The following is a 25972-nucleotide window of genomic DNA, read 5'->3' on the forward strand; positions in this document are numbered from 1 at the left end:
GATGACCCGCCGCTCTTGGATGCGCTTTTGGGCCTGCCTTCTGGCCCTGACGGCAACCGTCGCCAACGCCGCAGACACCCAGGCCAAGCCCCTCACCGCCTGTGGCGAACCCGGCATCGGGCCGCCCTGGCTGTACCGCACACCGGGCCAGCCGCAGCAGCTGAACGGCTTCCTCGTCGATCTCTGGCCGCCGCTGTTTGCCAAGCTCGGTGTCGAGCTCAAGTTGATCGGCGACCTGCCGTTCAAGCGCTGCCTGCGGGCCGTCGCGTCCGGCGAGATCGATTTCGCGCTCGCGGCCTATTACGACGACGAGCGCGGCAAGCTGCTGGCTTTTTCCAAACCCTACAAGACGTTCACGCCCCAGGTCTTCTTCCGCGCAGCGCAACCGCTGCAGATTGCCGACCGCGCCGGGCTGAAGCGCTGGCGCGGCTGTGGCAAGAACGGTTCAACTTATGTCCACTACGGCCTGGGCCCGGGCGACCTGGACCAGGGGGCGCGCAACTACCAGCAGCTGATCGAGAAACTGCTGCTCGGCCGCTGCGACTACTTCGTCGAAGAGATCGAAGTCATCGAGCAATGGGAGCTCGGCAAGGTCGACCACCTGGCCACGCCGGGGCTGGCCCATGCGCCGCTGTCGGACGTCTCACCACCGGCCTTCCATGTGGTCGCCGCACGGGGGAGCGCGGCGGCGGAGCTGCTGCCACGCCTGGATGCCGCCTTCGCCGAGGCCACGCGCAAGGGTGAAGTGGCGCGCCACTGGAAGCGCCACGCAGGCAAGCTGCCCTACTGAACCTCAGGCGGCCGACTGGCCGCGGCATGCGTCCATCAACCTCGTCAACCCCAGCAACGCATCCAGCATCGGCGTCGCCACGCCCAGCTGCTGCGCCAGCTCCCGCGGCGCCGCCAGCAATGCGTCGGTCTCGATAGGCCGCCCCGCCTCGATGTCCTGCAGCATCGAGGTCTTGAAGGCCCCGAGCGAGCGCGTGATGGTGTGCCGGTCCTGCGGCGTCTGGGCGATCGGGCAGCCCATGCCTTCACCGACCTCGGCGGCCTCCGCCATGATGGCCGTCGTGAACTCGCGCACGAGGTCGTCGTCCAGGATGCGGTCCGTCGTGGCGCGGGTCAGCGCCGAGACCGGGTTGGTCGTCATATTGCCCCAGAGCTTGTACCAGGCGTCACGCTGGATGCTTTCGGCCGCCTTGGCCTCGAAGCCGGCGTCGCCGAGCAGCGCAACCAGCGCATCGACGRCCGGGCTCGTGCCGCCCGTGGCCTCGCCGATCAGCAGGCCGTTGCCCATCACGTGGTGGACCCAGCCCGGGCCGCGCAGCGCGCAGCTGGCGTGAACGACGCAGCCGATGACGCGCTCGGGCGGGATCAGCGCGGCGATGCGGCCATCGGGGTCCACGCATTTCAGCGTCAGCCCCTGCACGGGCAAGCCGGCCGTGAACCACCATGGCAGGCCGTTCAGCGCCGTGAGCACGCGCGTGWCCGGCCCGCAAAGCTGGGCGACCTGGGCCGCGACGCCGGCGATGGCCGGGCCCTTGACGGCGAGGATGACCAGGTCCTGCAGGCCGAGCTCGGCGGCGTCGCCGGTCACGCGCAGCGGCGCACGCCAGCTGTCCTCGCCACTGTCCAGCCGCAGGCCTTGCTCACGCACGGCCGCCAGCGTGTCGCCGCGCGCCAAAGCGCTGACGGCCACGCCCTCGACGCGTTGCAGATGCGCGGCCATCCAGCCGCCGATGGCCCCCAGGCCGACGATACAGACCTTAAACATGGGGGGGCCTGCTCGCCCTCAGGGGGGCGATGCGAGAGGGGCTGCGCGGGTGCAGGGCTAGGCGTGGCGCTGAAGCCCGGGCTTGCCGCCCGGGCAAGGCGCCCAACAACGCCATGCGCCCGCGCAGCCCCTCTCCCGAAGGGTTGTCACTCAAAAGCCCGCGCGCGGCGTTGCGCAGCCTCGCTGGGGACGACCCCAGCTTCGACTTCGCGCCTTGCTCGCGGGTTTTTGAGTGGCAACGCATCCGTTCCCCTGAGGGTGAGCAGGCCCCCAGTCTCGCATGCGGACTTGTCCGTGCGAAAGGCTGCGGCCATCATCCGCCGTCCTCCCGAGGAGACCACCATGGCCACCAAGACCCGCAAGCCCGCCGCTGCCAAGAAGGCCGCCGCCAATGCCGTTGCCGCGCCCAAACTGGACGCACGCCCCGATCGCCTGGACCTGCGCGATCTTGTCTACCGCTCGCCGCTGCGCTCCCTGCCGCCGCGCTGGCCGATGGACAGCGACCTGAAACGACTGCTGCCCGCCTACGTGAAAGCTGGCCGCATCCTCAACCAGGGCAATGAAGGCGCCTGCACCGGCTTCGGCCTGGCCTGCGTGACCAACTACCTCTACTGGCTGCGCCACCTCGACGCGCCGCGCAGCCGCACGCAGCCCGAAACCGTCAGCCCGCGCATGTTCTACGAGCTGGCCAAGCTCTACGACGAATGGCCCGGCCAGGACTACGAGGGCTCGTCCTGCCGCGGCGCCCTCAAGGGCTGGCACAAGCACGGCGTCTGCTCCTTCAAGCTGTGGCCCTATCCGCTGGACAAGAAGGGCAACGGCATTTTCGAGCGCCCCGCGGCGGGTTGGGACGATGACGCGACGACGCGGGCGCTCGGCGTCTACTACCGCGTCGACAAGAAGAGCGTCGTCGACATGCAGGCAGCCATCTACGAGATCGGCGCCATCTATGTCTCGGGCGACGTGCACGACGGTTGGACGCTGGACGAATCCCCAATGCCGGCCAGCCACGACAAGCTGCCGCGCATCGAGCGCATGGCCCGCAAGACCGGTGGGCACGCCTTTGCGCTGGTGGGCTACAACGAGCGCGGCTTCGTCGTGCAGAACAGCTGGGGCACCGGCTGGGGCGCCAGCGGCTTCGCCATCCTCAGCTACGAGGACTGGATCACCAACGGCACAGATGCCTGGGCCGTTGCCCTGGGCGTGCCCCAGGACCTGTCGGACATCAAGAGCCGCCAAGCCGTGGCAGCCAAGACGGCAAGAGGCGCCAAGGCCGCGCGCGTGGCCGGCGGGTTTCGCGCCATGGCTGGCCGCGGCCTGTCGGACGTTGGCGCGACGCTGCGTGTCGATGACAACCCGCGCGATGACCCCTGGCCCATCAACCACGTCTTCGCCCACAAGCCCTACCAGCCATTGCGCACCGACGAGGCCTACACCCACACCCTGGTCTCGGGCAACGACGGCCAGCTGATGGCGACCGACTTCACCCGTGCCCGCGACGACCGCGAAGGCCTGGCGCGCGAGATCGTCGTCGAGCGCCCCGCGGCCTGGTTCAAGGCCAGCAAGGGCAAGACCGTCAAGCTCGCCATCTACGCCCATGGCGGGCTGAACTCGGAGATCGGCTCCGTCCAGCGCATCCGCGTGATGGCGCCCTACTTCCTGGCCAACGGCATCTACCCGCTGTTCTTCACGTGGAAGACTGGCCCGGGCGAGACATTGACCGACATGCTCGAGGATCTCAAGCACCGCATCGTCGACTCGGCCGATGTCAGTACTGGCATGCTGGACCGCCTGCGTGAGGTCGCCGCCGAGGCTAAGGACCGCGCCATCGAGGCCGTGGGCCGCCAGTTCGCGCGCGGCATCTGGAGCGAGATGCGCGAGAACGCCGAGGGTGGCGCGACGGCCGACCATGTGCTGGACCTGGCCGCCCGCATGCTGCGCGAGCTGCGTGACGGGCTGGCCAAGAGCGGCAAGACGCTGGAAATCCATCTCATCGGTCATTCCGCCGGCTCCATCCTGATCGGCCATCTGCTCGGCCGCCTGGGTGGTGCCAACGTCGTGCAGGCCGCCAGCTGCGAGCTTTACGCCGCCGCCTGCTCCAGCGGCTTCGCCGTGCAGCACTACGGTGCGGCCGGCCAGGCTGGCGTGCTGTCGCTGGACCGCCTGCGCCTGCACGTGCTGACCGATGCCAACGAGCGCGCCGACGGCCTGCCCAACGCCGAGCGCGACATCTACGGCAAGTCCCTGCTCTACCTCGTGTCGCGCGCGCTGGACGACATCCGCAAGCAGCCCCTGCTCGGCATGGAACGCGCCCTCGTGCCGCCGGACGCGGCGTGGCTGGACGACCAGTGGGCCGGCCCGCCGAATGGCGACGTTACCGCCTGGCTCAAGCTCTGGCCCGGCGGCACCCTGCTGAACCGCGTCACGACACCCAAGGTCCGCACGACCAAGGCCGGCGACCAGATCGATGCCAGCCACGGCAGCTTCGACAACAACATCGACGTCCTGACCGGCACGCTGGAGCGCATCCGCGGCGACGCCCTCGTCGCGCCGATGGAGTGGCTGGACTACTGACGCACTGGCGACGGTTGGAGATGTCCGGTTCCGGCCGGCGCAGGGCTGGACAAGCGGCCACCATGAGCCATCACTTCAGGAGACGGCCATGGCCTCCATCCACCGCGAAATCGTTGTCGACACCCCCGCCGCCGTGCTCTGGGACGCGATGCGCGACCCCGGCGCCCTGCACACCCGCCTCGCGCCCGCCTTCGTCAGCGAGTGCAGGATGGACGGCAATACGAGTGATGAACAGGCCCGCGAGCTCCGCTTCGCCAATGGCATGACGGTGCGCGAACTCATCGTCGACATCGACGACGACCGCCGCCGCATCGCCTGGTCGGCCGTCGGCGGGCGGCTGACCCACCACAACGCCTCGACGCAGATCTTTGAGGAAGGCAGCTCACGCTGCCGCGTCGTGTGGATCGCCGATCTGCTGCCCCACGCATTGGCCCCGGCCATCGCCGGCATGATCGAGGAGGGGCTGCAGGCGATGAAGACCCACGCCGAAAGGGTGGCATCGGGCCTCTGAGCTCGGCATACTGCGCCGCCATGCGCCTGCCCAAGCTCACCTCGCCTGCCCGCTGGTATGCCGGCGTCAGCGTCATTCTGGCGCTGGCCGCTGCGGCCTACAGCGCCGTCGAATTCGGCGAGCCGGCGCCCTTGTCGACCGCCCTGCCCAACGCCGCCGTCCACGAGCGCATCCTTGCCTTCGAGGCCGATGCCCGCCCGCGCGCTCTGGACGTGACGTCCTTCGTGGGCCCAGACGACCGGCCGGTGTATCTCTTCACGCCGCTGTGCTGCGACCAGTTCAACCAGCTCTACAACGCCGAAGGCCGCTTCATCTGCGCGCCCTCCGGCGGCTTCGGCGGTGCGGGCGACGGCAAGTGCCCGGCATGGGCACATGGTCTGGAGCGCAAGCTGCGCCTGCCCAAGCCCCCGGGCGAGCAACCCCAGCCGCCGCGCTGACGGGCGGAGCGTCGAGAATCCCGCGCATGCCCGCGTTCCTGACCTGCCGCAACGCTCGCTGGCCTGACCTCGACATCTAGGCTGCCCCGGCGACCGATGGACACCTCCGCCCTCCTCTGGGGACTCCTGTTCGGCTCCATCGGCGCCGGCTTCTTCATCTATGGCAAGAAGCAGCGGGCCTGGGTGCCGCTGTGTTGCGGCCTGGCGCTGATGGTGTTCCCCTACTTCATCGCCAACCTCTGGCTGCTGGTCGGCGTGGGCGTCCTGCTCTGCAGCATCCCGTATTTCTACCGGCCCTGACGCGGGCAGCGGCCAGCCGTGAAAATGCGTGCATGAAATACCTGCACACCATGGTCCGCGTCGAAAACCTCGACGCGTCGATGCGCTTCTACCGCGACGCCCTCGGCCTGCACGAGGTCAAGCGCTCGGAGCATGCCGCCGGCCGCTTCACGCTGGTCTACCTCGCCGCGCCAGGCGACGAAGACGCCCAGGTCGAGCTGACCTACAACTGGCCGGACGCCGACGGCAAGGCAGAGACCTACACCGGCGGCCGCAACTTCGGCCACCTGGCCTACGCCGTAGACAACATCTACGCCGCCTGCCAGAAGCTGATGGACCACGGCGTGACGATCAACCGCCCGCCGCGCGACGGCCGCATGGCCTTTGTGCGCTCGCCCGACGGCATCTCCATCGAGCTGCTGCAGGCCGGCCCGGCGCTGGCGCCGGCCGAGCCCTGGGCGTCCATGCCCAACACCGGCAGTTGGTAAGCCCGCGCCGGGCGTGGTGCAGGCTGAAGCGGGCGACGCCGCGACGTTGACCGGCCTGCGGCTGGGTGCCTGGGTGCTGTGGCGGCGCATCGGCCGCGGCGGCCTCGGCGAGGTCTGGGAGGCCGAGCGCGCCGACGGCCTCTACCAGGCCAGCGCCGCCATCAAGCTGCTGCACGGCGACAGCGCGACGCCTGCCGTCGCGCGGCGCTTCCTGCGCGAGCGTGCAGCGCTGGGTCGCCTCACGCACACCGGCGTCGCCGCCCTGCTGGACGCCGGCGTGCAGGCGCCCCACGCCTACCTGGTGCTGGAGCTCGTCGACGGCCTGCCGCTGGCCGAGCATGCGCGCGCCCAGCTCCCCACCGTGGCGGACCGCGTCACGCTGCTGCTGCGCGTGGCCGAGGCGGTGGAATACGTCCATGCGCGCCTGGTCGTGCATCGCGACCTCAAGCCCGCCAACGTGATGGTCACGGCCGCGGGCCTGCCCAAGCTGCTGGACTTCGGCCTGGCGGCCTCTCCCGGCCAGGCCGTGGACGAGGCCCGTGCCGGCCTGACACCGGCCTACGCAGCCCCCGAGCTCATCGAGAGCGGCGACGCCGGCACGGCGGTGGACGTCTTCGCCCTGGGCGTCATGCTTTTCGAGCTGCTGACGGGCCGGCTGCCCTTCGGTGCGCGGGGCGACAGCCGCGCGGCGCTGGAACACGCGGTGCTGCACCAGCCTCCGCATCGCTTCGCCGCGTTGCTGGGCGCGCCCGAGGACGAGGACGGCCCCGGACGCCCGCGCGACGCGCAGCGCGCCCGCGGCGACCTCGAGGCCATCGCCGCCAAGGCCCTGCACAAGAACCCGGCCGAGCGCTATGTCGGCGTGCATGCCTTCATCGAGGACCTGCGGCGCTGGCAGACCCAGCGCCCCGTGATGGCCAGGCGCCGCCTCAGCCTGCGGCACCGCACCGCCCTGCTGCTGCGCCGCCACACGCTGCTGGCCGGCCTGTCCGTCCTGCTGCTGGCCACCCTGACGGCCGGCATCGCCGCCAGCCACTGGCAATGGCGCGAGGCCGAGTCCGCACGCCAGCGCAACGACAGCGTCGCGCGCTTCATCACGCAGCTGCTCGCCGGCGGCAGCCTGCCTCGCCAGGGCCGCATGCCCTCCGTTCTGGAACTGCTGGACGACAGCCGCGGCCGCTTGGACGAGTTCGCCGGCGACCCCGCCACGCGGCAGCGGCTGCTGGAGGTGCTGTCGCGCACCTACATGGCCCTGAACCGCTTCGACCATGCCCTGCCGCTGGGCGAGCAATGGCTGGCGCTGGCTCGCCAGCAGCATGGCGAGGACGAAGTGGCGGTGCTGCAGGCCCGGCTGAGCCTGGGCCAGGTGCACCAGATCATGGGCAACCACGACGATGCCATCGCGCTGCTGGAGCCGATCGCGGCGCCGCTGGCACGCCGTTTCGGCCCCGACAGCGAGGCGGTGCGCCAGCAGCAGTTCATCCTGGCCGCCGACTACATGCACGTCCGCCGCCTGGACGACGCCGAACGCGCGCTGGAACGCGTGCGCGTGCTGACCGACAGGCTCCACCCCGGCGACGACTACGAACGCGCCGACTACCTGCAGAACCTCGGCGTGCTGCGCCAGCGCCAGGGCCGCCTGGCCGAGGCGCTGGACCTCGTGCGGGCGACGCAGCCGATGTGGACCAGCACCGACCCGCGGTTGACGTTGCCCGTGCTGGTGCTGCGCCACAGCGAGATTTCAATGCTGACGCTGAACGCGCTGTTCGACGGCATCGACACACGCGCCGCGCCACTGCTTGCCGACATCCGCAGCAAGCTCGGCCCCGGCAACGACCTCGCGCTGCAGGCCGCCACCGGCTGGGCCGAGGCGCTGCAGCTGCAGGGCCGCCATGCCCAGGAGGTGCGCACCCGCCAGGCCCTGCTGGACGGCGCAAGTGCCGACGGCCTGGCCCCGGGCTCGCTGCTGATCTACCGCGCCGAACTGCTGCTCGCGCAGGCGCGTCTGGGCCAGCCCGACCTGAATGCCCTGCGCGCGCTGATGACCGAGGCAGCCGCGCTGGACGGCGGGCCGCGCGGCCGCTGCCTGCTGCTGGCGGCGGACGCCGCCCTGGCCGCCGGCAACCCGGCCCTGGCCGCCGAGGCCGTGCAACACGTGCGCGACAAGCCACTGTCCCCCGCCCTCGCCCTGCCCGGCAGCCGGCTGGCCAAGGTCGAGGGCCGGCTGGCCCGCGCCCGGGGCGAGCTGGCCCGCAGCGCCGAGCTGCTGAGCCAGGTGCGCGGCGTCGGGCGCGTCCATGCCTGGGGCTCGCGCCTGGATGCGGCACTGACCGCCGTGCTGCAAGGCTCGCCCGAGGCGCCTGCCCTGCTCGCCCAGGCGCGCCAGGCCCGGCCCGCCAGCCTGCCCGACAGGCACCCGCTCGACCTCGTCAGCCACTGGCTGGAGGCGCGCCAGGCCGCGGGTCGTGACGACGGCCCTGCCGTGCGTGCCGCCTGGGCGGCGCTGGCCGGCGCACGCGGCCCTGGCGCTGAAGCACCCACGCTGGGCAACCTCGGCGGGCTTTTCCCCTAGGAGTCTGCGCGGYAGAGGCGTGGCCCGCGCCGGGGCGAGTTGCGGGGCGATGCAAGGCGCCGGCGAGGCGTGGGTCGGGACCCACAACGAGCCGGCAACGCCGCAGCGCCCCGCAAATCGCCCCGGCCCTTCGGGTTGAGGCAGGCAGGGGCGCATGCGGCGTTGCTCGTCGTTGCGGGCGCGAGCCCGCGGCCTCCTCGCGCCTTGCCTGCGCCCCTGCCTGCCTCAACGCGGGCCACGCCTCTGCCGCGCAGACTCCTAGCCAAGCGCCAGCGTGTCGGCCCAGATGTTCTCGGCCCAGGCCAGCGCGATCCCAGCCTCGGCCGACGTCGCGGCCGGCGACACGCCCCCGGCACCGGGCACCGCCTTCATCGTCTTTTCTGCCGCGTCGTACTGATGGACGGAAGCCACATGCATGGCCTCGGTCGGCGTGACAAAGCTGTAGCAGGTGTTCATCACCACCGGCGCCGGGTTCACCGCCTCACCCTGGAGCAACTGCAGCACGGCCGCCGCCGCGAGCTTGGCCTGCTGGTTGGCGAGATGGCCCGACTTGGGCATGCCCGGCGCCGAGAAAATCGCGTCGCCGACGACATGCACGCCCTGCGCGGCCTGCGCCTGCATCGTCAGCCAGTCGATGCCGACCCAGCGGCGATTCACGTTGGCAAAGTCGCGCGCCAGATCGCCGGCACGCTGCGGCGGGATCAGGTTCAGCACATCGGCCTTGACGTCCTCGAACTCGAAGCGCGCCGTGCCGTCGGCCAGCACTTCCTTCAGCTCGGCATTCGGCCGGTACTCGAGCACGCCGGCATGGTGTTGCGCGAAGGCGCGCTCGAACAGGGCCTTTTTGCTCTGGATCTCTGGGTTGGCGTCCAGCACCAGCAGCTTGGCGCGCGGCTTGGCGCGACGCAGATACGAGGCGATCAGGCAGGCCCGCTCATAGGGCCCTGGCGGGCAGCGATAAGGCGCCTTGGGAATACTCATCAGCACGACACCGCCATCGGGCAGGGCTTGCAGCTGGCGGCGCAGCGCCAGCGTCTGGGCGCCGGCCTTCCAGGCATGCACGGCACGGCCGCTGTCGAAGGCGGCGGCGAGGCCGGGCACGGCGTCGTTCATGAAGTCGATGCCGGGCGACAGGATCAAGCGGTCCCAGCCCAGGGTGCCGCGGTCGGCCAGCTGCAGGGTCCTGGCCGCGGGGTCGATGCCCACGACCTCGCCGCGCAGGCGCTTGACGCCCTGCGCTTCCAGCCCGGCATAGCCGTGGCTGATGCTGAGCGGGTCCCGCACGCCACCGATGACGAGGTTGGACATCGGACAGGAGATGAAGCCCTCGTTGCGCTCGACTAGCGTCACCTCGACCGCCGCGCCACCCCAGAGCTTCAGATAGCGGGCAGCGGTCGCGCCGCCAAAGCCACCGCCCACGACGACGACTCGGGCCACCGGGCCTGATGGCGTCGCGCAACCCGCCAGCGTCAGGCCACCGGCCGCGATCAATTGGCGCCGCGCAATCATGGCTTGGCCTGCGCGGCGAAGTAGGCGGCGACCAGGCGCAGCTGCTCCTCGGTATAGCCCTTGACGATCTGCGGCATGACGGTGCCGGCTTGCCGCCCGCTGCGGTAGTCGGCGAGCAGCTCCAGCATCACGTCGGCCTTCATGCCGGCCAGCGGCGGTATCGCCTGGTTGCGTGGTCGGCCGTTGTTGGCATGGCAGTTGGCACAGGTGGCCGCAAGGCTGCGGCCGACATTGAGGTCTTGCGCCAGCGCCGGGGCGCAGAGCAACAGCAGCAACCAAGCCTTCATTCACAACTCCTCAGAGTTTGTGCGAGCGGTCTCCGCGACTGAATCCGAGCGCATCGAAAGTACCGCTCAGCGGCGCGAAGCCGATCACCTTGAACAGCTCGCCCATCTCATGCTCGGCCAGCAGGCGGTGGGCCATGGCGCGCTCGCCCAGGCTCGCCCCGTGCAGCAGATCGGCGATACCGCAGTTGAGCAGGAAATTGGCCTGGCTGGTGTAGCCCAGCACGACAAGGCCGGCGTCCTGGCCGGCCAGCGCAATGCCGGTGAAGTTGACGTGGGCCGTGATGTCCTTGTCGCCCACGGCCACCAGCGGATCGGCATCGGCGAGGTGGCCCTGATGGCACATCAGCGTGCCGCCGTGGCGCTGCGGGTGGTAGTACTCGGCTTCGGGGAAGCCGTAGTCGATGAAGAAGGCGGCGCCGCGTTTCAAGGTCCGGGCGAGGGTCGCAACGAAGGCCTCGCTCTGCGGGTGGATCTCGGTGACGGTGCCCGGCACCATGCCCGCCTCCAGCGGCGGGCGCAACATGCTGGCACGGTCTTCAAAGGCAAAGCCCTCGCCCGCCGAGACCACACCGCGCTCGCGCCAGACCTGGCCGTCGAAGGCAAGGAGCTGGACCGGCATCGCATCCAGCACCTCGTTGCCGATGACGACGGCCTCCAGTTCGGCGGGCAACGCGTCCAGCCAGTCGACGCGCCCCCCCCAATGCGAAAGGCGTTCGCGCTGGCGCTCGCGCAGTTCGGCCGACAGCTCCACTATTGCGTAGCGTGCCAGGCCCGCGCCCAATGCATCCAGCTCCGCGATCAACTGGGCCGCCAGTGCACCCGAGCCGGCACCGAACTCGATGACATCGCGGCAACCGCTGGCGTCCATGGCCTGAGCGAGCTGGCGGGCCAGCGCCCGACCGAACAGCGGCGACATCTCGGGTGCCGTGACGAAGTCCGAGCCCTCGCTGGGCATCTGGCCGAACTTGCGCCGGCCGCCGGCGTAATAGCCCAGGCCCGGCTCGTACAGGGCCATGCTCATGAAACGGTCGAAGCCCAGCCAGCCGCCGGCTGCGGCGATCTCGGCGTGGATCTTGTCGGCGAGCTTCACCGCGCCATTCATCGAGCTTTCACCCAGGCTTCGAACTCGGCCAGCGGCATCGGCGCGCCGACCAGCTCGCCCTGGAACTGCTGGCAGCCCCAGCCAGCCAGCAGCTGCCATTGGGCCGCGGTGCGCACGCCTTCGGCCGTGACGGTCAGGCCCAGGCCGACGGCCATCTGCACGATGGCCCGCGTGATGGCCTGGGCACCGACATCGTCGGGCAAGCGGGCGACGAAGCCCTGGTCGATCTTGAGCTTGTCCAGCGGCAGCTCCGTCAGGTGGGCCAGCGAGGTGTAGCCGGTGCCGAAGTCGTCGACCGACACCGTCAGCCCGAGAGCACGCAGCTGGGCCAGCGTCGCCGGTGCATGCGTGATGTCGTCGATGAGCATGCGCTCGGTCAGCTCCAGCTCCAGCCATTGGCCTTGCGCGCCGGACTCCTGCAACACGCGCTTGACCGTGTCGGCAAAGCCATCGAGATGGAACTGGATGCGCGACAGGTTGACGGCGATGCGCATGGCGCCATGGCCGCGGGTCAGGCCGTTCTCGCGCCAGCGCCGTGCCGTTGCGGCGGCTTCGCGCAGCACCCATTCGCCGAGGTTGAGCATCAGGCGGTGGCGCTCGGCAACGAAGATGAAAGCGTCCGGCGCCAGCAGGCCACGCCGCGGGTGGCGCCAGCGCAGCAGCGCCTCGGCGCCCGACAGCTGACCCGTCGTCGCCTCGACCTGGGGCTGGAAGAAGAGTTCGAACTCGTTGCGCGTCAGGCCTTGGGCCAGCTCGGCTTCGAGCACGATGTCGGCATAGGCGGCCTCGGCCAGCGAGGATTCGAAGAACTGGTAGGTCGCACGGCCACGGGCCTTGGCGAGGTACATGGCCGTGTCGGCATGCTGGATGAGGTCATCCGCCTGCCGGCCGTCGTCCGGGTAGACGGCCACGCCGATGGAGGGCGTGACCGACAACGCCCGGCCATCGGCCTTGACGGGCACTTCGACGACCGACAGCAGGGCCTCCAGCACGACGACGATGTCGGCGCGACTGGTCAGGTCGCTCAGCAGCACGATGAACTCGTCGCCACCGAAGCGGCCGACGAGGTCGCTGTCGCGCAGCGCACCGACGATGCGCTCGGACACCGTCGTCAGCACCTGGTCGCCCTCGAGATGACCCAGGGAATCGTTGACGCGCTTGAAGTTGTCCAGGTCGATGAAGAGCAGGGCCAGCATCTCGCCCTTGCGCTCGGCGCGGCGCATCTGCAGGGCCATGCGGTCCATGAAGGCCGCGCGGTTGAGCAGGCCGGTCAGGACATCGTGATGGGCCAGGTGCTGGATGCGCGCCTCGTTGGCGAGACGGTCGCTGATGTCGCGCACGACGGCCATGCGCAGCTGCTCGCCGTCGCGCTCCATCGTGCGCATGATGAGCTCGACCGGAATGCGTGAGCCGTTGCAGTGCGTGACGGCGGTCTCGTAGCGAAGCTCCTGCCCTCGCAACATGACCTCGCGGACCTTGGGCAGTTCGTCGGCGTCGACATAGGACAGCACGTGCTTGCCGATCAGTTCGTCCGCCGACCAGCCCAACATCTTGCACAGGGGCTGGTTGACGTCGGTCATGATGCCGTCGCGGTGGAAGAGGATGCCCTCCACCGTGGCCTGCATGAACTTGTCGAGCCTGGCCTCCGATTCCCGCAGCCGGCGCTCGGCCAGGCGATGGCGCGTGATGTCGTAGACCAGGACCCAGCTGCCCAGCAGCGTGCCCTGGCTGTCGAACTGCGGAATCAGGTGGATCTCGAGGAAGGACAGCTTGCCGCCGGGCTGGATCAGCTCGCGCTCGTAGACGACGGGCTTGAGGTCGCGCACCAGTTGTTCGACCGACACGCGCACGTGCTCGTAGGCCTCGGATCCGACGATCTCGCTGAAGTGCTTGCCGACGATGGAGTCCTGCGTCAGCTTGAAGGCCTCGGCATAGCCACGGTTGGCAAAGAGGCAACGATGGTCGGCGGCACCGTACAGCGCGATCCAGGCCGGCACATGATCGGCCAGCATGCGAAAGCGCGCCGCGTCCAGGGCCTGGCGCTCGAGGTCGAGTTCCCTGGGTGAGCTCACTGGTGCACCCTTCGGCCTACGGCCTGTCCCGCCAAGCGGGAGCGAGCTTGCTTGGGGCGGCCCGGCACGGCGCTCATCAGTCGTTCACCGTCCGCAGGGCCAGACAGAGGTCGTCCCAGGCGCCGGCCTTGTCCGCAGGCGAGCGCAGCAGGTAGGCCGGGTGGTAGGTGACGATGACGGGCAGGTCGCGCCAACGGTGCACGCGGCCGCGCAGCTTGCCCAGGGGTTCGGTCAGGCCAGTCAGCCGGCGCGCCGCCTGCAGGCCCATGGCCAGCACGACGCGCGGGCGCAGCAGCTCGGCCTGGCGTGCCAGCACGGCCTCGCAGGCGTCCAGCTCGCCGGGCTGGGAGGCCCGGCCGCGCGGCGGGCGGCACTTGACGATCGGGGTTACGAAGGCGGTCGCTTCATCACCCGTGCGACGTTGGCCGGCGGCGCTCAGCATGCGGTCCAGCAGGCGGCCCGTATCACCGCCGAGCGCTTCGCCGGAGGCGTCGTCGCCTTCATCGGGCGGATCGGTGACGACCAGCCATTGCGCCTGCTGCAGGGCGCCGTTGCCGAAGACGGCGTTGCGGCGCTGCTCGCACAGGCCGCATGCCCGGCAACTCGAGACGGCCTCGCGCAGCGCCGGCATATCCAGGTTGGCGAAGCTCGACGGCGCCGACGGCGCTGCCACACGCACGATGACAGGCGGCGGCGCGGCAACGACGATGGGCTCCGGCTCGGCTTCGACGACTTCGGCGGCCACTGCCGAAGCAGCCGGCAGCCGATAACCCATCTCGGCCAACATGGCCCGCTGGCGCTGGTCCCAGCTCATGCCGTCACCGAGAAACTCATCAGGATGGCATCCTCGCGCGGCCCCTGCTGCACCGGGTAATAGGCGCGGCGCCTGCCGACCTCTGCGAAGCCGTAGCGGCGGTAGACCTCGCGAGCGCGCTCGTTGCCGACGCGCACCTCCAGCCACAGCTGCGTCAGGCCGCGGCGGCGGCATTCGCCCACCAGCCGGTCCAGCATGGCCACCGCCAGGCCGCGCCCCTGCCAGGCCGGCACAACGGTGATGTTGAGCAGGTGCATCTCGTCCACGCCCGGCATGGCGACCCAATAACCGAAAAGCTCGGCGCGCGGCCCGCGCAGCACCTCGGCCGGGTAGGCAGCCGCCAGCGAGTCGACGAAATTGCCATGCGTCCACGGCACTGGGTAGGCCTGGCGCTCGACGGCGATGATCTCGGTCAGGTCGGGCACCCGCATGGCCTCGGCCTCGAAGGGCGGCAGGCTGCGCTCCAGCAATGCGCTCATGACTTGAGTTCTCGCTCGGCCGTCGTCAGCGCAACCTTGTCGCGCACGTAGACGGGCAGGGCCTCGGCTGCGTCGCGCATCTCGCCACGCTGCCAGGCGGCCAGGGCCAAGGTGCCCAGGGCTGCAGCGCGCGAACGGGCCTGCGGCCAGGTCTGCGGCAACACGCCCAGGGCCTCGGCATATTCGGTCAGGGCCGTGCCGGCGACGGCCGCGGGCGTCCCCCAATGCGCGGCCAGCGCCTCGGGCTTGTAGAGGGCGGGAGCTTCGACGACGACCCAGGCGCCATCGGCCCAGCGATAGCGGGCCGCATAGATCTCGCCGATGCGCGCGTCCATCGCCACCCAGAGGTCGTCGCCAGCGCCTTGCGCACGAGCGTCCTCGGCGACCACCATGAGGCTGTCGATAGCCAGCACCGGCCGGTCCAGCCCAAAGGCCAGGCCCTGCGCGACGGCGCAGGCGGTGCGCAGCCCGGTGAAGGCGCCGGGGCCCTGCCCGAAAGCGATGGCGTCCAGGTCGGCCATCGCGATGCCCGCGCCGGCCAGCAGGGCCTTGACCTCGGGCAGCATGCGTGCCGACGCCTGCGCCCCGCCCTGGGCCTCGAAAACCCGAGTCTGCCCCTCGGCCACGAGGGCCAGGGCCATCGTGTCGGTGGAGCTGTCGAGAGCCAGGAGGGAGGGCATCAACCCAGTGTAACTTTCGGGTCATGCGCAGACAGGCGATGGGATGGGTGTTGGCGGGTTGGATCCTGGGGGTACAGGCGGCGGAACCATTGCCGCTGTCGGTCCAGGTCGCGCTGCGCCAGGCCCAGGTGCCGGCCACCGCTCTGGGCGTGTTCGTGCAGGCCCTGGATGAACCCCGGCCCCGCCTGGCCTGGCAGCCAGACATGCCACTGAACCCCGCCTCACTGACCAAGCTCGTCACCAGCATGGCGGCGCTGGACACCCTGGGCCCGGCCTGGCAATGGCAGACGCCGGTCTGGCTGACCGAGGACGGCGGCCTGGCCATCCAGGGCAGCGGCGACCCGCGCCTGTCCACCGAGCGCGTCTGGGGGATGCTGAAGCGCCTGGGCATCAGCGAATTGCGCGGACCGCTGCGCCTGGACCGCAGCGCCTTCACGCCCGGCGCCGCCGAGCCCGGTGACTTCGACAACGAGCCCTGGCGCGTCGGCAATGCGCTGCCCGAGGCCTTGCTGCTGAACTTCAAGGCGGTCAGCTACACGATCCGCGTCGAAGGCATGCAGGCCCGCATCAGCGCCGACCCGGCATTGGACCCACCCCAGACCGTGCCGACGACGGCCGGGCCCTGCGGCGACTGGCGCGGCGCGCTGAAGCTGCAATGGGCCGCCGGCCAGCGCCCGCGCTTTGCCGGCAGCTATGCGGCGGCCTGCGGCGACCTGACCTGGACCCTGGCCGATCCCGACCCGGCCACCTACCCGGCGCGGCTGCTGGCGCTGATGCTGCGCGAAGCCGGCATCGCCTGGCGCGGCGAGGCCATCGTCGACGCACCAGCGCCCGCCAGCGCGCCCACGCTGCTGTGGCCCGGCCCGACGCTGGCCGAGGCGCTGCGCGATATGAACAAGGCCAGCAGCAATCTCACGGCCCAGCAGGTGTTGCTCAGCACCGCGCGCGCCGCTGGCGTGCCCGCGCCCTCACCCGACGCAGCGGCAACCTGGCTGCAGGCCTGGCTGGACGCGCATGCCGGCACGACGCCACCGACCCGCGTGGTCAACGGCTCCGGCCTGGCCCGCGAGACGCGCATGAGCCCGGCCCAGCTGGCAGCGCTGCTGCGCTGGGCCTGGGGCCAGCCCTGGATGCCTGAGCTGTTGGCCTCGCTACCGGTGGCCGGGCTGGACGGTACGCTGTCACGCCAGCCCGGGCGCTTTGGCGCTGCGGCCGGGCGGGCGCATCTCAAGACCGGTTCGCTGCGCGACGTCGTCGCGCTGGCCGGCATCGTCGATGCGCCCTCGGGCAAGCGCTGGGTGCTGGTTGCCATCGTCAACCACCCACAGGCCCAGGCCGCGCGCGGCGTGCTGGATGCAGTATTGCGCTGGGTGGCGCAGGACGCGCCGGAGGGCAAGGCCGGGCGCTGACGCGCAGGTCAGGCGTCGCTCTCAGCGGCGTAGGGCTCGACCCCCTGGCCCGTGAACCAGGTGTCCCGCTCAGACACATGGCCGCCGCCGACGGCGTTGTAGTTCACCGTGAGTTCCTCATCGGCGGCAATGTCGCGGATGGCCACGAAGCGCAGCAGCCGCAACTCGACATCGGCCTCGTAGCGCATATTGGCCGGGTTCTCATGGTTGTACATGCTGCCGTAGCCGAGAGCCAGGCAATGGCCGCTTGTGGTGTGAGCCAGCACGCCCCAGTTGAAGAGCAGTTTTCTGACCTCCTCGGGAATCGACGTGTAGGAGCCGGTGAACAGCACGACAGGGCAGGCCTCGACGGTCTCCCCCTTGGCATGAGGCCGTGACGCATAGGCGCCGCGGCCTTTGGTCGTGCCCGTGTCCTTGATGTAGACGCTGGGGGATTGGATGGTCATGAGGCGGATTCTCGCTATCCCCGCGCCCGAGCTTGTGCAGCGAGAGCCGCGCCGCGGTAGGAGGCCACCTACCGGCAGCTTCAACGGCGTCCGACCATCCGCGACGGGCCGCCTCACTAAAGTGCACTGACGAGATGGGGCGCCGTTCCATCCCTGACAGGAGCCGCTATGTCCTTCCTGCTCTATATCGTTGGCCTGGCCGTGCTGCTGGGCGGCTTGGCCTGGGCCCTGATCACGGCCGGCCTGGCCGCCACCTATGTCGCCATCGCCTGTCTCATCGTCGCCGGTGTCGGCATCATGATGGCCGTGTCCCGCACCCGGGCCAAGGATCCGCCGGCCTGACGTCAGGGCGCCGCTGGCGGGCGGCCGAAGGCATCGGGCCGCGGAATCGGCCTGCCGCGCCCGCCATTCGCGCAGCGCCGCTGCCATTCGCCCACTTCAGCCGGCCATTCGCCCGCCGACCGGGTCGAAGCCAGGAGATCGGCCCGAGCATGGCCGTCATGAACCTCCGACGCACCCTCCGCGACAACCGCGGCTTCATCCTCTTCCTGCTCAGCTTCGCGCTGTTCCGCACCGCGGTGGCCGATTGGAACCCCATCCCCTCGGGCTCGATGCGGCCGACGCTGCTGGAAGGCGATGTCGTGCTCGTCAACCGCTTGGCGTATGACCTCAAGCTGCCGCTGACCGACGTCGTGCTGCTGCCACTGGGTGAGCCCCAGCGCGGCGATGTCGTCACGCTGAGTTCGCCGGCCGGCGGCACGCGGCTGATCAAGCGCATCGTCGGCCTGCCGGGCGATCGCGTCGAGATGCGCGACGACGTGCTGATCCTCAATGGCAGACCGCTGAGCTACAGCGGCAACCAGTCTCATGGCGAGGCGGTGGCGCCCGGCTGGGTCGTGGACGCGGTGCGCTCCACGGAGGACCTTGACGGCCGGCCCCATGCTGTCCAGTTCCTGCCGGCCCTCAGCGCGCGGCGCAACTTCGCCGAGCTCACCGTGCCGGCAGGGCAGTATTTCCTGCTCGGCGACAACCGCGACAACAGTGAGGACTCGCGCTTCATCGGCACGGTGCCACGCGAGAAGCTGATCGGTCGAGCCCATCACGTCATCGTGGCGGCGGACTGGCTGGGCGAGGACGGCTGGCGGATGGCGCCGCGCTTCGAACGCTGGGTGTCGGCGATCCGCTGAGTGCATGCTTGTCGCAGGCCGTGACCAAGCCCACACCTTTTGCGCCGCCCATCGACCGGCGCCCGTCGAAAGCCGAAGAAGCGGTGTTTTTCGGCACGGGTTTGAGGTGCGGCGGTTCTATCTTCGCGGCCATGACATCCCGCCGCCACCGCCGCTCGCTCCCGCTGCCCAGCTTCGGCCCACGCCGCGTCAGCTGCCCCGAGGGGTCGGTGCGGCTGGTGATCGAGGAGCAGTGGACCTGCGAGGAACGCCCGATGCAGGCCGAGCTGCAGCTGCTGGAGCGCTTCTCGGCGCTGATGGCCGCCCAGGGCTGGCCCGCGCATGTGTCACGCATGGCCTATGACCGCATCTACGCTGGCGAGCGCTTCGGCTTCGCCAAGCGAGCCGGCCGGGGCGAACTCCCTGCCCTGGCACGAGAGCTGATCCTGTGCTGGCGCGCCAACCGCAGCGAGCCGGTGCAGGGCTGAGTCTCAGGCCGCTCGCGTGCCCTGCGGGGGGCTGCTGGTCGAGCACCTGCGCAACATGGATCTGTGCCCGTCGCGCCGTCGCGCCGTAGCGCCGTAGCGCCGTAGCGCAGAACGGTAAGGCTTTGTTCAGTCCGGTTAATGGCGCAAGGATTGCTCACAGCTCGGTACGTTCGTCCGTGAAGGACTGCCTACATTCGCACCACTTTCTTATCCACGAGACTACCGATGTCGAGACTTTCGCCCCTGATCGTCGCCAGCAGCGTCATGTTGCTGAGCGCTTGCGCCACCAAGGATTTCGTCAAAGAGACAGTCGCTCCGGTGCAGACCAGCGTGGACGGCCTCGGCACCCGCGTGCAGGCGCATGACGAGGGCCTCAAGGCCCTGGATGGGCGGCTGCAGGGCAGCGAGGCACGCATGCTGGCCCTTCTGCAGCAGGAGGCTGCGGCGCGAACCCAGGCCTTCAACAACCTGCCCAAGCCGCCCGGCCTGCTGATGAGCACCGTGCTGACCGATGACAAGGTCAAATTCAAGTCGGGCCGCTTCCAGCTCACCGAGGAGGCCGGCCAGGAACTCGATCAACTCGTCGCCAAGCTCAAGGCCGACAACCAGCCGGTGTTCATCGAAATTCAGGGCCACACCGACGCGACCGGCAGCGACACGATCAACCAGCAACTGGGTCTCAAGCGGGCTGAGGCCGTGCGCCTGCACCTGTCCCGCGCCGGCCTGCCGCTGGCGCGCATGGCAACGATCAGCTACGGCGAATCTGCGCCATTGGCCGACAACAACACCCGCGAAGGCCGCAGCACGAACCGGCGTGTTCAGCTGATCGTGATGCGCTGAGCTGGAGGGGAAACCGCAACGCGATTGCGGCACTACAGCTGGACAACGACCAAGCCGCAGGCAGAAGCGACGCTTGAGCGCATCGCGCTCCCTTCCTGCGGCTGAACTGTTCCTGAAGCGGTGGCCAGACTGAAGAGGCATTGGGCGTTGATACCGCGTCCCAGCCCACTGTGTCGTCCGCCGCGGAAGAGACTATTTCGCAGGCGAGAAAGAGGTTGGCGCCAAGAACGAGTTGTCCATCTTCGCAACAATCGGTCCGGCTGCCTCGCTCGCCTTTCTGACCTCGACCCATTCGGGATCGGCGACAAACTTGCCCCACTTGACCTCACGATCGGCAAGGCTCTCCCAGACAAGCATGTAGGTGAGCGCGTTGCTGTCAGGTCCGACTGCCGTCGTCCAATATCCGAGCTGACGAATTCCCAGCCGGTTCCAGATGCCCACGGTGTGATCGCGAAATCTTGCAAGAACGTCGGGTAGCCGGCCAGGCATTGCCGTATAGACGCGCAGTTCGTAGATCATCGACATCAGTCCTGGGAAGATTGTTGCGAGTTGACGGGGTGGCGGGCGTGACCGCCAGGCTCACATTGTGCTGTCCAAGCGCGCGTGCTGGCGTCGCCAGGAAGACGCCTGCCAAGAAAGCGGGCAAGTTGAAGGGGCGTCCTGGACCGGGTTGCTGCCGACTTCCAGCCGTGGCGACGCCGAGCTTGCGGACGGCCCGGTGCTACAGTGCGCCGCTCGTTCACCCCGCCGCCGGTCAGTGTCCGCCTCGACACCCAAGCCTTCCCAGCCGACGAAAAGTCGTCGTCACAGATTGCCCACGCTCGCTGACGTCGCGCGAGAAGCTGGCGTGTCGGATGTCGCGGCCTCCTGCGCGCTCAACGCCGGCAAAGGCTCGACGCGCGTATCCATGGAGACGCGCGAACGGGTGCTGGCGGCGGCGGAGCGCCTGCGCTACCGGCCAAACGCGACGGCACGCGCACTCAGCCGTCAACGGGCCAACGCCATCGGCTTCGTCGCGAACATTGCCAATGAGGAGCCCAACCTCTACTTCCTGGAGGTGTTCAACGGCGTTGTGCGGGGCGCGACGGAGGCCGAGCAGGCCACATGCGTCTTCCCGCTCAGCGGCTGGGAAGAAGCGCCCAAGCGCATCCCCGCGCTGTGCGACGGCCGCGTCGATGGGCTGGTCGTGCTGGCGCCGTATCTGGAAGATGACTGCACGAGCTGGCTGCCTCCCCATACGCCCTTGGTCACGATCCATGCGGGAATGCAGCTGCAGGGCCAGGTGAACGTCGAGGCGGACGACGAGGCGGGCGGCTTTGGCATCGTGCGCCACATGCTTGATCTCGGCCATCGCCATATCCTGTGCGTGGGCGGGCCGCCGCACACCAAGGGTGCGGACCGCCGCGTCGAGGGCTTCTTGCGCGCGCATGCCGAAACCGGCGTCGAGGTCGCTGCCGACCATGTGATCCGTACCTGGTTCACCGTGCAGGGCGGCCGACAGGCGATGGAGACGTGGCTGCAGGGCCACCGCGGTGAACGGTTGCCCGAGGCCATCTTCTGTGGCAACGACGCCATCGCGTTCGGTTGCATGGAAGCGCTGGAGGCGCGGGGGCTGAGCGTGCCTCGGGATATTTCGATCGCCGGCTTTGACGATACCTTGCTGGCCCGCACCCTGCGCATGACGACCGTGCGCCAGCCCCTGCTCGAAATGGGTCGTCATGCGGTCAACGTCCTCATGCAATTGATCGAGGCGCAGCGCAGTGGACAGATGTACGAGGGCCCGCGCAATATCGTCCTGCCCGTCGAGATCCTTCCCGGCCGGACGTTGATCGCCCCTGCGCGCGGCGCGGTGCTGACGATCTCCTGAAGCTGTAAGCAGGTGCAGCGGCGCCGATGGGTTTCCCCTAATTAGTTCGGTTGTCGACCGAATTAAGATGACCTCGCGGCACTGCTGCAATTTTTTTCGCCGAATGATTCGGCGTCGAATCAATCCTCGCATGGTGCTCACGCCGACCTGCCAAGCCTCCGACCGACCGGATCGACCGGCGGCGGTCGCCATGCACGCCCACACCACGTCGAGCAGCCGCGGGCCATCCTGCCCGCGCCGTTTTGAGCCCAGCCTGGCCCGCAGGACCTGGTGCTGGCACTGCCTCCGGCAGTCCATCGATGTCGTCGGGATGTAGCCATGCATTGAAGCTGCATCTTTCACAACGCTCGTGACCGGAGGAGACAACCGGCCGAGCACTTTTCAACCTTGAAAGGTAGAACATGAGAACCTTGATACCCGCACTGCTGCTCGCCTTCGGCGCGAGCGCAGGCACCCTCGCGCAGGCGCAAAGCTGCGGCAGCGGCGGCGGCGCCACCGTCTGCCTGAGCGCCAACGGCTCGGCCAACGACAACCAACTCAGCTGGACCGTCAGCGGCAACGTCTCTCGCCTGGAGGTCTACCGCGACACGGACAGCGACCCCAACGGCCGCACCCGCATCGCCGTACCCGCCACCAACGCCAGGAGCTACGCCGACGGCTCGGCCAACACCGGCACGCCCTACTGGTACTGGGTCAAGTTCACGACCAGCGCCGGCAGCTACAACTCCGGCTCGGCCTCCGCCACGCGCGGCAGCAGTTGCGCGCCGACCGCCGTCACGCCGTGGGTCAACGTCAATGGCACGTGGACGCAGACCGCCTCGGGCACCGTCACCGCCGGCAGCTCGGCCATCCTGGGGCCGCAACCGATCTCCGGCGGCATGTGGACGTGGAGCGGCTGCGGCACCGCGGGCGGCTCGCGCGAGCAGACCATCACGCCTACTGCCAGCTGCACGGCCACCGCCACGTATACCAACAGCTGCGGCGCCAAGAGCAATCAGGCGTTCGTGATCACCGTGCCAGGCTCCATGCGCGACCTGACGAGCGTCCAGCTGTCGCAGCAGATGTCCCCCGCCTGGAACCTCGGCAACACGCTGGACGCGGTGCCGGCTGAAACGTCCTGGGGCAACCCCGTGGCGAGCCAGCAGTTGCTCAACGCGGTGAAGGCGGCCGGCTTCAAGACCGTGCGCATTCCCGTCACCTGGAACCAGTACGCCGACGCCGACGGCAACATCAACCCGAGCTGGATGGCGCGCGTCACCCAGGTCGTCGGTTACGCCCGCAACGCCGGCCTGTATGTCGTGCTGAACACCCATCACGAAGGCGACTGGCTGATTCCGACCTACGCCCGCCAAGCCAGTGCCAACGCGCGCCTGGCCCGGATGTGGACGCAGATCGCCAACAACTTCAAGGACTACGACGACTACCTGCTGTTCGCCGGCACCAACGAGATCATGGTCGCTGGCGACTACAACCCGCCGACGGCCGAGTACCAATCCGTCCAGAACGGGTTCAACCAGGTCTTCGTCAACGCGGTGCGGGCCACGGGTGGCAACAACGCCAAGCGCCATCTCGTCGTGCAGGGCTTCAACACCAACATCAACGCGACCTACGACGGCTTCGTCAAGCCCACCGATCCGGCGACGAACCGGATGTTCATCGAAGTGCACTTCTACGATCCGTTCAACTTCGCGCTGAACGACAAGAGCGGCATCTGGCAGTGGGGTTCGATCGCGACCAATCCGGCCGCGACGGAACCATGGGCCCACGAAGCCTACGTGGACGCGCAGTTCCAGAAGATGAAGTCCCGCTTCGTCGATGCCGGCATGCCCGTGCTGATGGGCGAGTACGGCGCCATCCTGAGGACCGAGTACGACCCGGCTGGCACTTACCGCACCTACTGGACCAAGTACGTGACCAAGTCCGCCTACCAGCACGGCATCGTGCCGACATGGTGGGACCCGGGCTACACCACCAACCACGCGACGGGCCTGTTCGATCGCTCGACCAGCGCTCAGTCCTTCCCGGACTTGATCAAGACCATCGTCGACAACGCCAAGTGACGTCATGACATCACGGTGGTGACACCGTGAGCCCGCCGCGGATGGTGTCCGATGACCGGGCCACCAACCGCGGCGGACCCAGTTTTACAGCGTTAAAGCCTGTCCCGCTGCCTGGCACCTTGGCGCGATGTCGGGCGACAGGCCACTCGCCCAAGGGTGGCCCGCAAGGACCTGCTGAGCCTGCCGTTGGCTCGCGGCCATGGTGCGGCGCCCTGGCCGCCCTTCAAGGAACCAGACCCCTTTCCTTGTGAACAAGTTCAGTCAACGACTCGCCGCACTTTGCGTCCCTGCGGTCGGCTTGGCAGGTTGCGGCGGCAACAGCGCAGGCAGCGACACGACGCCCCCGCCGTCGGCGGCGGGTCGCCGGCCCAGGCCAGCGCTTTCGAATGGAAATCCGGCGAGCCCCTGATCCAGCCGCCGGCTGAGGCGAGCCGCCCTATCGGCTGGGCTTGATCGTCGCCACCGCCCCCAACGCCATCAGCGAGTTGTGCACGAAATGAACAGCCGCGGCTGCAGGAGCCAATGCCTGCTCCGTGATCAGCGCCGCCGCGCCATAACAGTCAACGAACCACACATCTTTTCCGCCATGAAGTACAGCAAACAGCTCACCGTTCTCTCCATCGTCACCGCGACCCTGGTGGCGGGCTGTGGCGGCGGTGGTGGCGACGCCCCTGCCCCTGCACCTGCACCTGCCCCTACACCTGCGCCGGCGCCTGCGCCTTCGGCTGCGCAGGGGCCTTGCGACATCTACGCCGCCGGCGGCACGCCGTGCGTCGCGGCGCACAGCACGACGCGGGTCCTGCTCTCGACCTATACGGGTCCGCTGTACCAGGTCCTCAGGCAATCGGACAATGCGACGCTCGACGTCACCGCCCTTTCCAGCGGCATCGCCAACGCGGCGCTGCAGGACGCCTTCTGTGCGGGCACGACCTGCCTGATCAGCGTCATCTACGACCAATCGGGGCGCAACAACCACCTCACGCAGGCGCCCCCCGGCTTCTTCAAGGGGCCGGCGGCCGGCGGCTACGACAATCTCGCTGTCGCCAACGCGGCGCCGTTGACGCTCTCGGGCCAGAAGGTCTATGGCGTCTTCATCCCACCAGGAACCGGCTACCGCAACAACGCCACCAATGGCATCGCGGTGGGCGACCAGCCCGAAGGCATGTACGCGGCCCTCGACGGGTGGCATTTCAACTCGGCATGCTGCTTCGACTACGGCAATGCCGAGCCGAGCGGGAACGACACCGGCAATGGCCACATGGAAACGATCTACTTCGGCAACCAGTCCGCCTGGGGCACCGGAGCAGGCCCGGGCCCCTGGATCATGGCGGACCTGGAGAACGGCCTGTTCTCGGGCCGCGACCCGCACCTCAACGCGAATGACCCCACGATCACCAGCCGATTCGTCACGGCCATCGTCAAGGGTGAGCCGAACCACTGGGCCATCCGCGGCGGCAACACACAGGCCGGCTCGCTGTCGACCTTCTATGACGGCGTGCGCCCGAGCGGGGGGTATACGACCATGAGCAAGGAGGGTGCGATCGTCCTGGGCATCGGCGGCGACAACAGCAACGGGGGGCGGGGGACGTTCTACGAGGGCGCGATGACGTCGGGCTATCCGTCGGACGCGACCGAGAACGCCGTCCAGGCCAATCTGGTCGCGGCGAAATACGCGGCCGACATTTCCACGACGCTGGCGGGCCGTGCGATCAAGAATGAGTACAACGGTCTCTGTCTCGACGACTACAACTCGGCCACCGCGGCCGGCTCGCCCGTCGTGCAGTGGACGTGCAACGGGTCGGCGGCGCAGCAATGGAATATCGTGCCTGCGGCCGACGGCTACGTCACGATCGTCAACGTCAACAGCGGCCTGTGCCTCGACGATACCGACGGGAAGACCGCCCCCGGCTCCGCCATCCAGCAATCCACCTGCAACGGCCAGGCCGTCCAGCAATGGCGCCTCGTCAACGCGGACGGCGGCCAGCTCAACATCGTCAACCGCAACAGCAACCTCTGCCTGGATGACTTCAACGGCGGGAAGACCCCCGGCGCGGAAGTACGGCAGTGGCAGTGCACCGGCGGGGTCGTGCAGTGGTGGAGCATTCTTTGACATCGTGC

General features: G+C 69.1%; 25 protein-coding genes. 15 read left to right on the plus strand and 10 right to left on the minus strand.

The window, feature by feature from the left end; translation table 11 throughout:
* Position 1 precedes the first annotated feature (1 nt).
* A complete protein-coding gene (locus ACXJKJ_RS18015; RefSeq protein WP_457391391.1) occupies positions 2–790 on the plus strand; it encodes a substrate-binding periplasmic protein in 789 nt (262 codons plus the stop codon).
* Positions 791–793: 3 nt separating this feature from the next.
* On the opposite strand, the gene ACXJKJ_RS18020 is transcribed toward ACXJKJ_RS18015, so the two are convergent.
* Positions 794–1774: a 2-dehydropantoate 2-reductase gene (locus ACXJKJ_RS18020; protein ID WP_457391392.1), complete on the minus strand. Its 981-nt coding sequence runs from the start codon at positions 1772–1774 to the stop codon at positions 794–796.
* A 342-nt stretch (positions 1775–2116) separates the two neighbouring features.
* Here ACXJKJ_RS18020 and ACXJKJ_RS18025 point away from each other — a divergent pair, with 342 nt between their 5' ends.
* The 6 genes from ACXJKJ_RS18025 to ACXJKJ_RS18050 all read left to right on the plus strand — a co-directional run bounded on the left by ACXJKJ_RS18025 (position 2117) and on the right by ACXJKJ_RS18050 (position 8635).
* The gene (locus ACXJKJ_RS18025; RefSeq protein ID WP_457391394.1) at positions 2117–4348 is read left to right on the plus strand and encodes a C1 family peptidase; all 2232 of its coding nucleotides are present in this window, start codon (positions 2117–2119) and stop codon (positions 4346–4348) included.
* A gap of 88 nt (positions 4349–4436) precedes the next feature.
* Positions 4437–4859 carry an SRPBCC family protein gene (locus ACXJKJ_RS18030; RefSeq protein ID WP_457391395.1) on the plus strand — a complete coding sequence of 141 codons (423 nt, stop codon included), beginning with the start codon at positions 4437–4439 and terminating at the stop codon, positions 4857–4859.
* 20 nt (positions 4860–4879) lie between these two features.
* Positions 4880–5296 (plus strand): DUF6970 domain-containing protein, encoded by a 417-nt coding sequence (locus ACXJKJ_RS18035; RefSeq protein WP_457391396.1) that lies wholly within the window; start codon positions 4880–4882, stop codon positions 5294–5296.
* Between the two features lie 96 nt (positions 5297–5392).
* The gene (locus ACXJKJ_RS18040) at positions 5393–5596 is read left to right on the plus strand and encodes a hypothetical protein (protein WP_457391397.1); all 204 of its coding nucleotides are present in this window, start codon (positions 5393–5395) and stop codon (positions 5594–5596) included.
* Positions 5597–5628: 32 nt separating this feature from the next.
* The gene (locus ACXJKJ_RS18045) at positions 5629–6063 is read left to right on the plus strand and encodes a VOC family protein (protein ID WP_457391399.1); all 435 of its coding nucleotides are present in this window, start codon (positions 5629–5631) and stop codon (positions 6061–6063) included.
* 13 nt (positions 6064–6076) lie between these two features.
* Entirely contained in the window at positions 6077–8635 is a 2559-nt protein-coding gene (locus ACXJKJ_RS18050; RefSeq protein ID WP_457391401.1) for a protein kinase domain-containing protein, read from the plus strand.
* Between the two features lie 258 nt (positions 8636–8893).
* Here the strand turns inward: ACXJKJ_RS18050 and ACXJKJ_RS18055 are convergent, their stop codons facing one another.
* From ACXJKJ_RS18055 to tsaB, 7 genes are all read right to left on the minus strand, one after another.
* Positions 8894–10144 (minus strand): NAD(P)/FAD-dependent oxidoreductase, encoded by a 1251-nt coding sequence (locus ACXJKJ_RS18055; RefSeq protein ID WP_457391403.1) that lies wholly within the window; start codon positions 10142–10144, stop codon positions 8894–8896.
* Positions 10141–10431, minus strand: a complete 291-nt coding sequence (locus ACXJKJ_RS18060; RefSeq protein ID WP_457322966.1) for a c-type cytochrome — start codon at positions 10429–10431, stop codon at positions 10141–10143. Before ACXJKJ_RS18060 ends, ACXJKJ_RS18055 begins: the two co-directional genes overlap by 4 nt.
* A 10-nt stretch (positions 10432–10441) precedes the next feature.
* On the minus strand, positions 10442–11533 hold the full coding sequence (locus ACXJKJ_RS18065) for a class I SAM-dependent methyltransferase (protein WP_457391405.1): 1092 nt from the start codon (positions 11531–11533) through the stop codon (positions 10442–10444).
* On the minus strand, positions 11530–13605 hold the full coding sequence (locus ACXJKJ_RS18070) for a putative bifunctional diguanylate cyclase/phosphodiesterase (RefSeq protein WP_056194435.1): 2076 nt from the start codon (positions 13603–13605) through the stop codon (positions 11530–11532). Before ACXJKJ_RS18070 ends, ACXJKJ_RS18065 begins: the two co-directional genes overlap by 4 nt.
* A gap of 76 nt (positions 13606–13681) precedes the next feature.
* Positions 13682–14419 (minus strand): uracil-DNA glycosylase, encoded by a 738-nt coding sequence (locus ACXJKJ_RS18075; RefSeq protein ID WP_457391407.1) that lies wholly within the window; start codon positions 14417–14419, stop codon positions 13682–13684.
* Positions 14416–14898: a ribosomal protein S18-alanine N-acetyltransferase gene (gene rimI / locus ACXJKJ_RS18080; protein ID WP_457356178.1), complete on the minus strand. Its 483-nt coding sequence runs from the start codon at positions 14896–14898 to the stop codon at positions 14416–14418. The genes ACXJKJ_RS18075 and rimI overlap by 4 nt, the downstream gene beginning before the upstream one ends.
* A complete protein-coding gene (tsaB, locus tag ACXJKJ_RS18085; RefSeq protein ID WP_457391409.1) occupies positions 14895–15578 on the minus strand; it encodes a tRNA (adenosine(37)-N6)-threonylcarbamoyltransferase complex dimerization subunit type 1 TsaB in 684 nt (227 codons plus the stop codon). The genes rimI and tsaB overlap by 4 nt, the downstream gene beginning before the upstream one ends.
* A 38-nt stretch (positions 15579–15616) precedes the next feature.
* On the opposite strand from tsaB, the gene dacB reads away from it, so the two are divergent.
* A complete protein-coding gene (dacB, locus tag ACXJKJ_RS18090) occupies positions 15617–16987 on the plus strand; it encodes a D-alanyl-D-alanine carboxypeptidase/D-alanyl-D-alanine endopeptidase (RefSeq protein ID WP_457391411.1) in 1371 nt (456 codons plus the stop codon).
* 8 nt (positions 16988–16995) lie between these two features.
* Here dacB and ACXJKJ_RS18095 read toward each other — a convergent pair whose 3' ends face one another.
* On the minus strand, positions 16996–17433 hold the full coding sequence (locus tag ACXJKJ_RS18095; RefSeq protein WP_056194450.1) for an SET domain-containing protein-lysine N-methyltransferase: 438 nt from the start codon (positions 17431–17433) through the stop codon (positions 16996–16998).
* 168 nt (positions 17434–17601) lie between these two features.
* Here ACXJKJ_RS18095 and ACXJKJ_RS18100 point away from each other — a divergent pair, with 168 nt between their 5' ends.
* The 4 genes from ACXJKJ_RS18100 (at position 17602) to ACXJKJ_RS18115 (ending at position 19927) form a co-directional block, all read left to right on the plus strand.
* A complete protein-coding gene (locus ACXJKJ_RS18100; RefSeq protein ID WP_056194453.1) occupies positions 17602–17775 on the plus strand; it encodes a hypothetical protein in 174 nt (57 codons plus the stop codon).
* Between the two features lie 158 nt (positions 17776–17933).
* The gene (gene lepB, locus ACXJKJ_RS18105; protein ID WP_457391413.1) at positions 17934–18620 is read left to right on the plus strand and encodes a signal peptidase I; all 687 of its coding nucleotides are present in this window, start codon (positions 17934–17936) and stop codon (positions 18618–18620) included.
* Between the two features lie 131 nt (positions 18621–18751).
* Complete coding sequence (locus tag ACXJKJ_RS18110) at positions 18752–19087, plus strand: hypothetical protein (protein WP_157281263.1); 336 nt, start codon at positions 18752–18754, stop codon at positions 19085–19087.
* 225 nt (positions 19088–19312) lie between these two features.
* The gene (locus ACXJKJ_RS18115; protein WP_457391415.1) at positions 19313–19927 is read left to right on the plus strand and encodes an OmpA family protein; all 615 of its coding nucleotides are present in this window, start codon (positions 19313–19315) and stop codon (positions 19925–19927) included.
* Between the two features lie 192 nt (positions 19928–20119).
* Here the strand turns inward: ACXJKJ_RS18115 and ACXJKJ_RS18120 are convergent, their stop codons facing one another.
* Positions 20120–20446: an NIPSNAP family protein gene (locus ACXJKJ_RS18120; protein WP_457391417.1), complete on the minus strand. Its 327-nt coding sequence runs from the start codon at positions 20444–20446 to the stop codon at positions 20120–20122.
* 238 nt (positions 20447–20684) lie between these two features.
* On the opposite strand from ACXJKJ_RS18120, the gene ACXJKJ_RS18125 reads away from it, so the two are divergent.
* From ACXJKJ_RS18125 to ACXJKJ_RS18135, 3 genes are all read left to right on the plus strand, one after another.
* Positions 20685–21794, plus strand: a complete 1110-nt coding sequence (locus ACXJKJ_RS18125) for a LacI family DNA-binding transcriptional regulator (protein WP_457391419.1) — start codon at positions 20685–20687, stop codon at positions 21792–21794.
* Between the two features lie 401 nt (positions 21795–22195).
* Positions 22196–23854, plus strand: coding sequence for a glycoside hydrolase family 5 protein (locus ACXJKJ_RS18130; RefSeq protein WP_056194466.1), 1659 nt, complete (start codon positions 22196–22198; stop codon positions 23852–23854).
* Between the two features lie 586 nt (positions 23855–24440).
* Positions 24441–25964, plus strand: a complete 1524-nt coding sequence (locus tag ACXJKJ_RS18135; RefSeq protein ID WP_457325147.1) for an arabinofuranosidase catalytic domain-containing protein — start codon at positions 24441–24443, stop codon at positions 25962–25964.
* Positions 25965–25972 lie beyond the last annotated feature (8 nt).

The organism is Roseateles sp. P5_E1, from assembly GCF_054049335.1.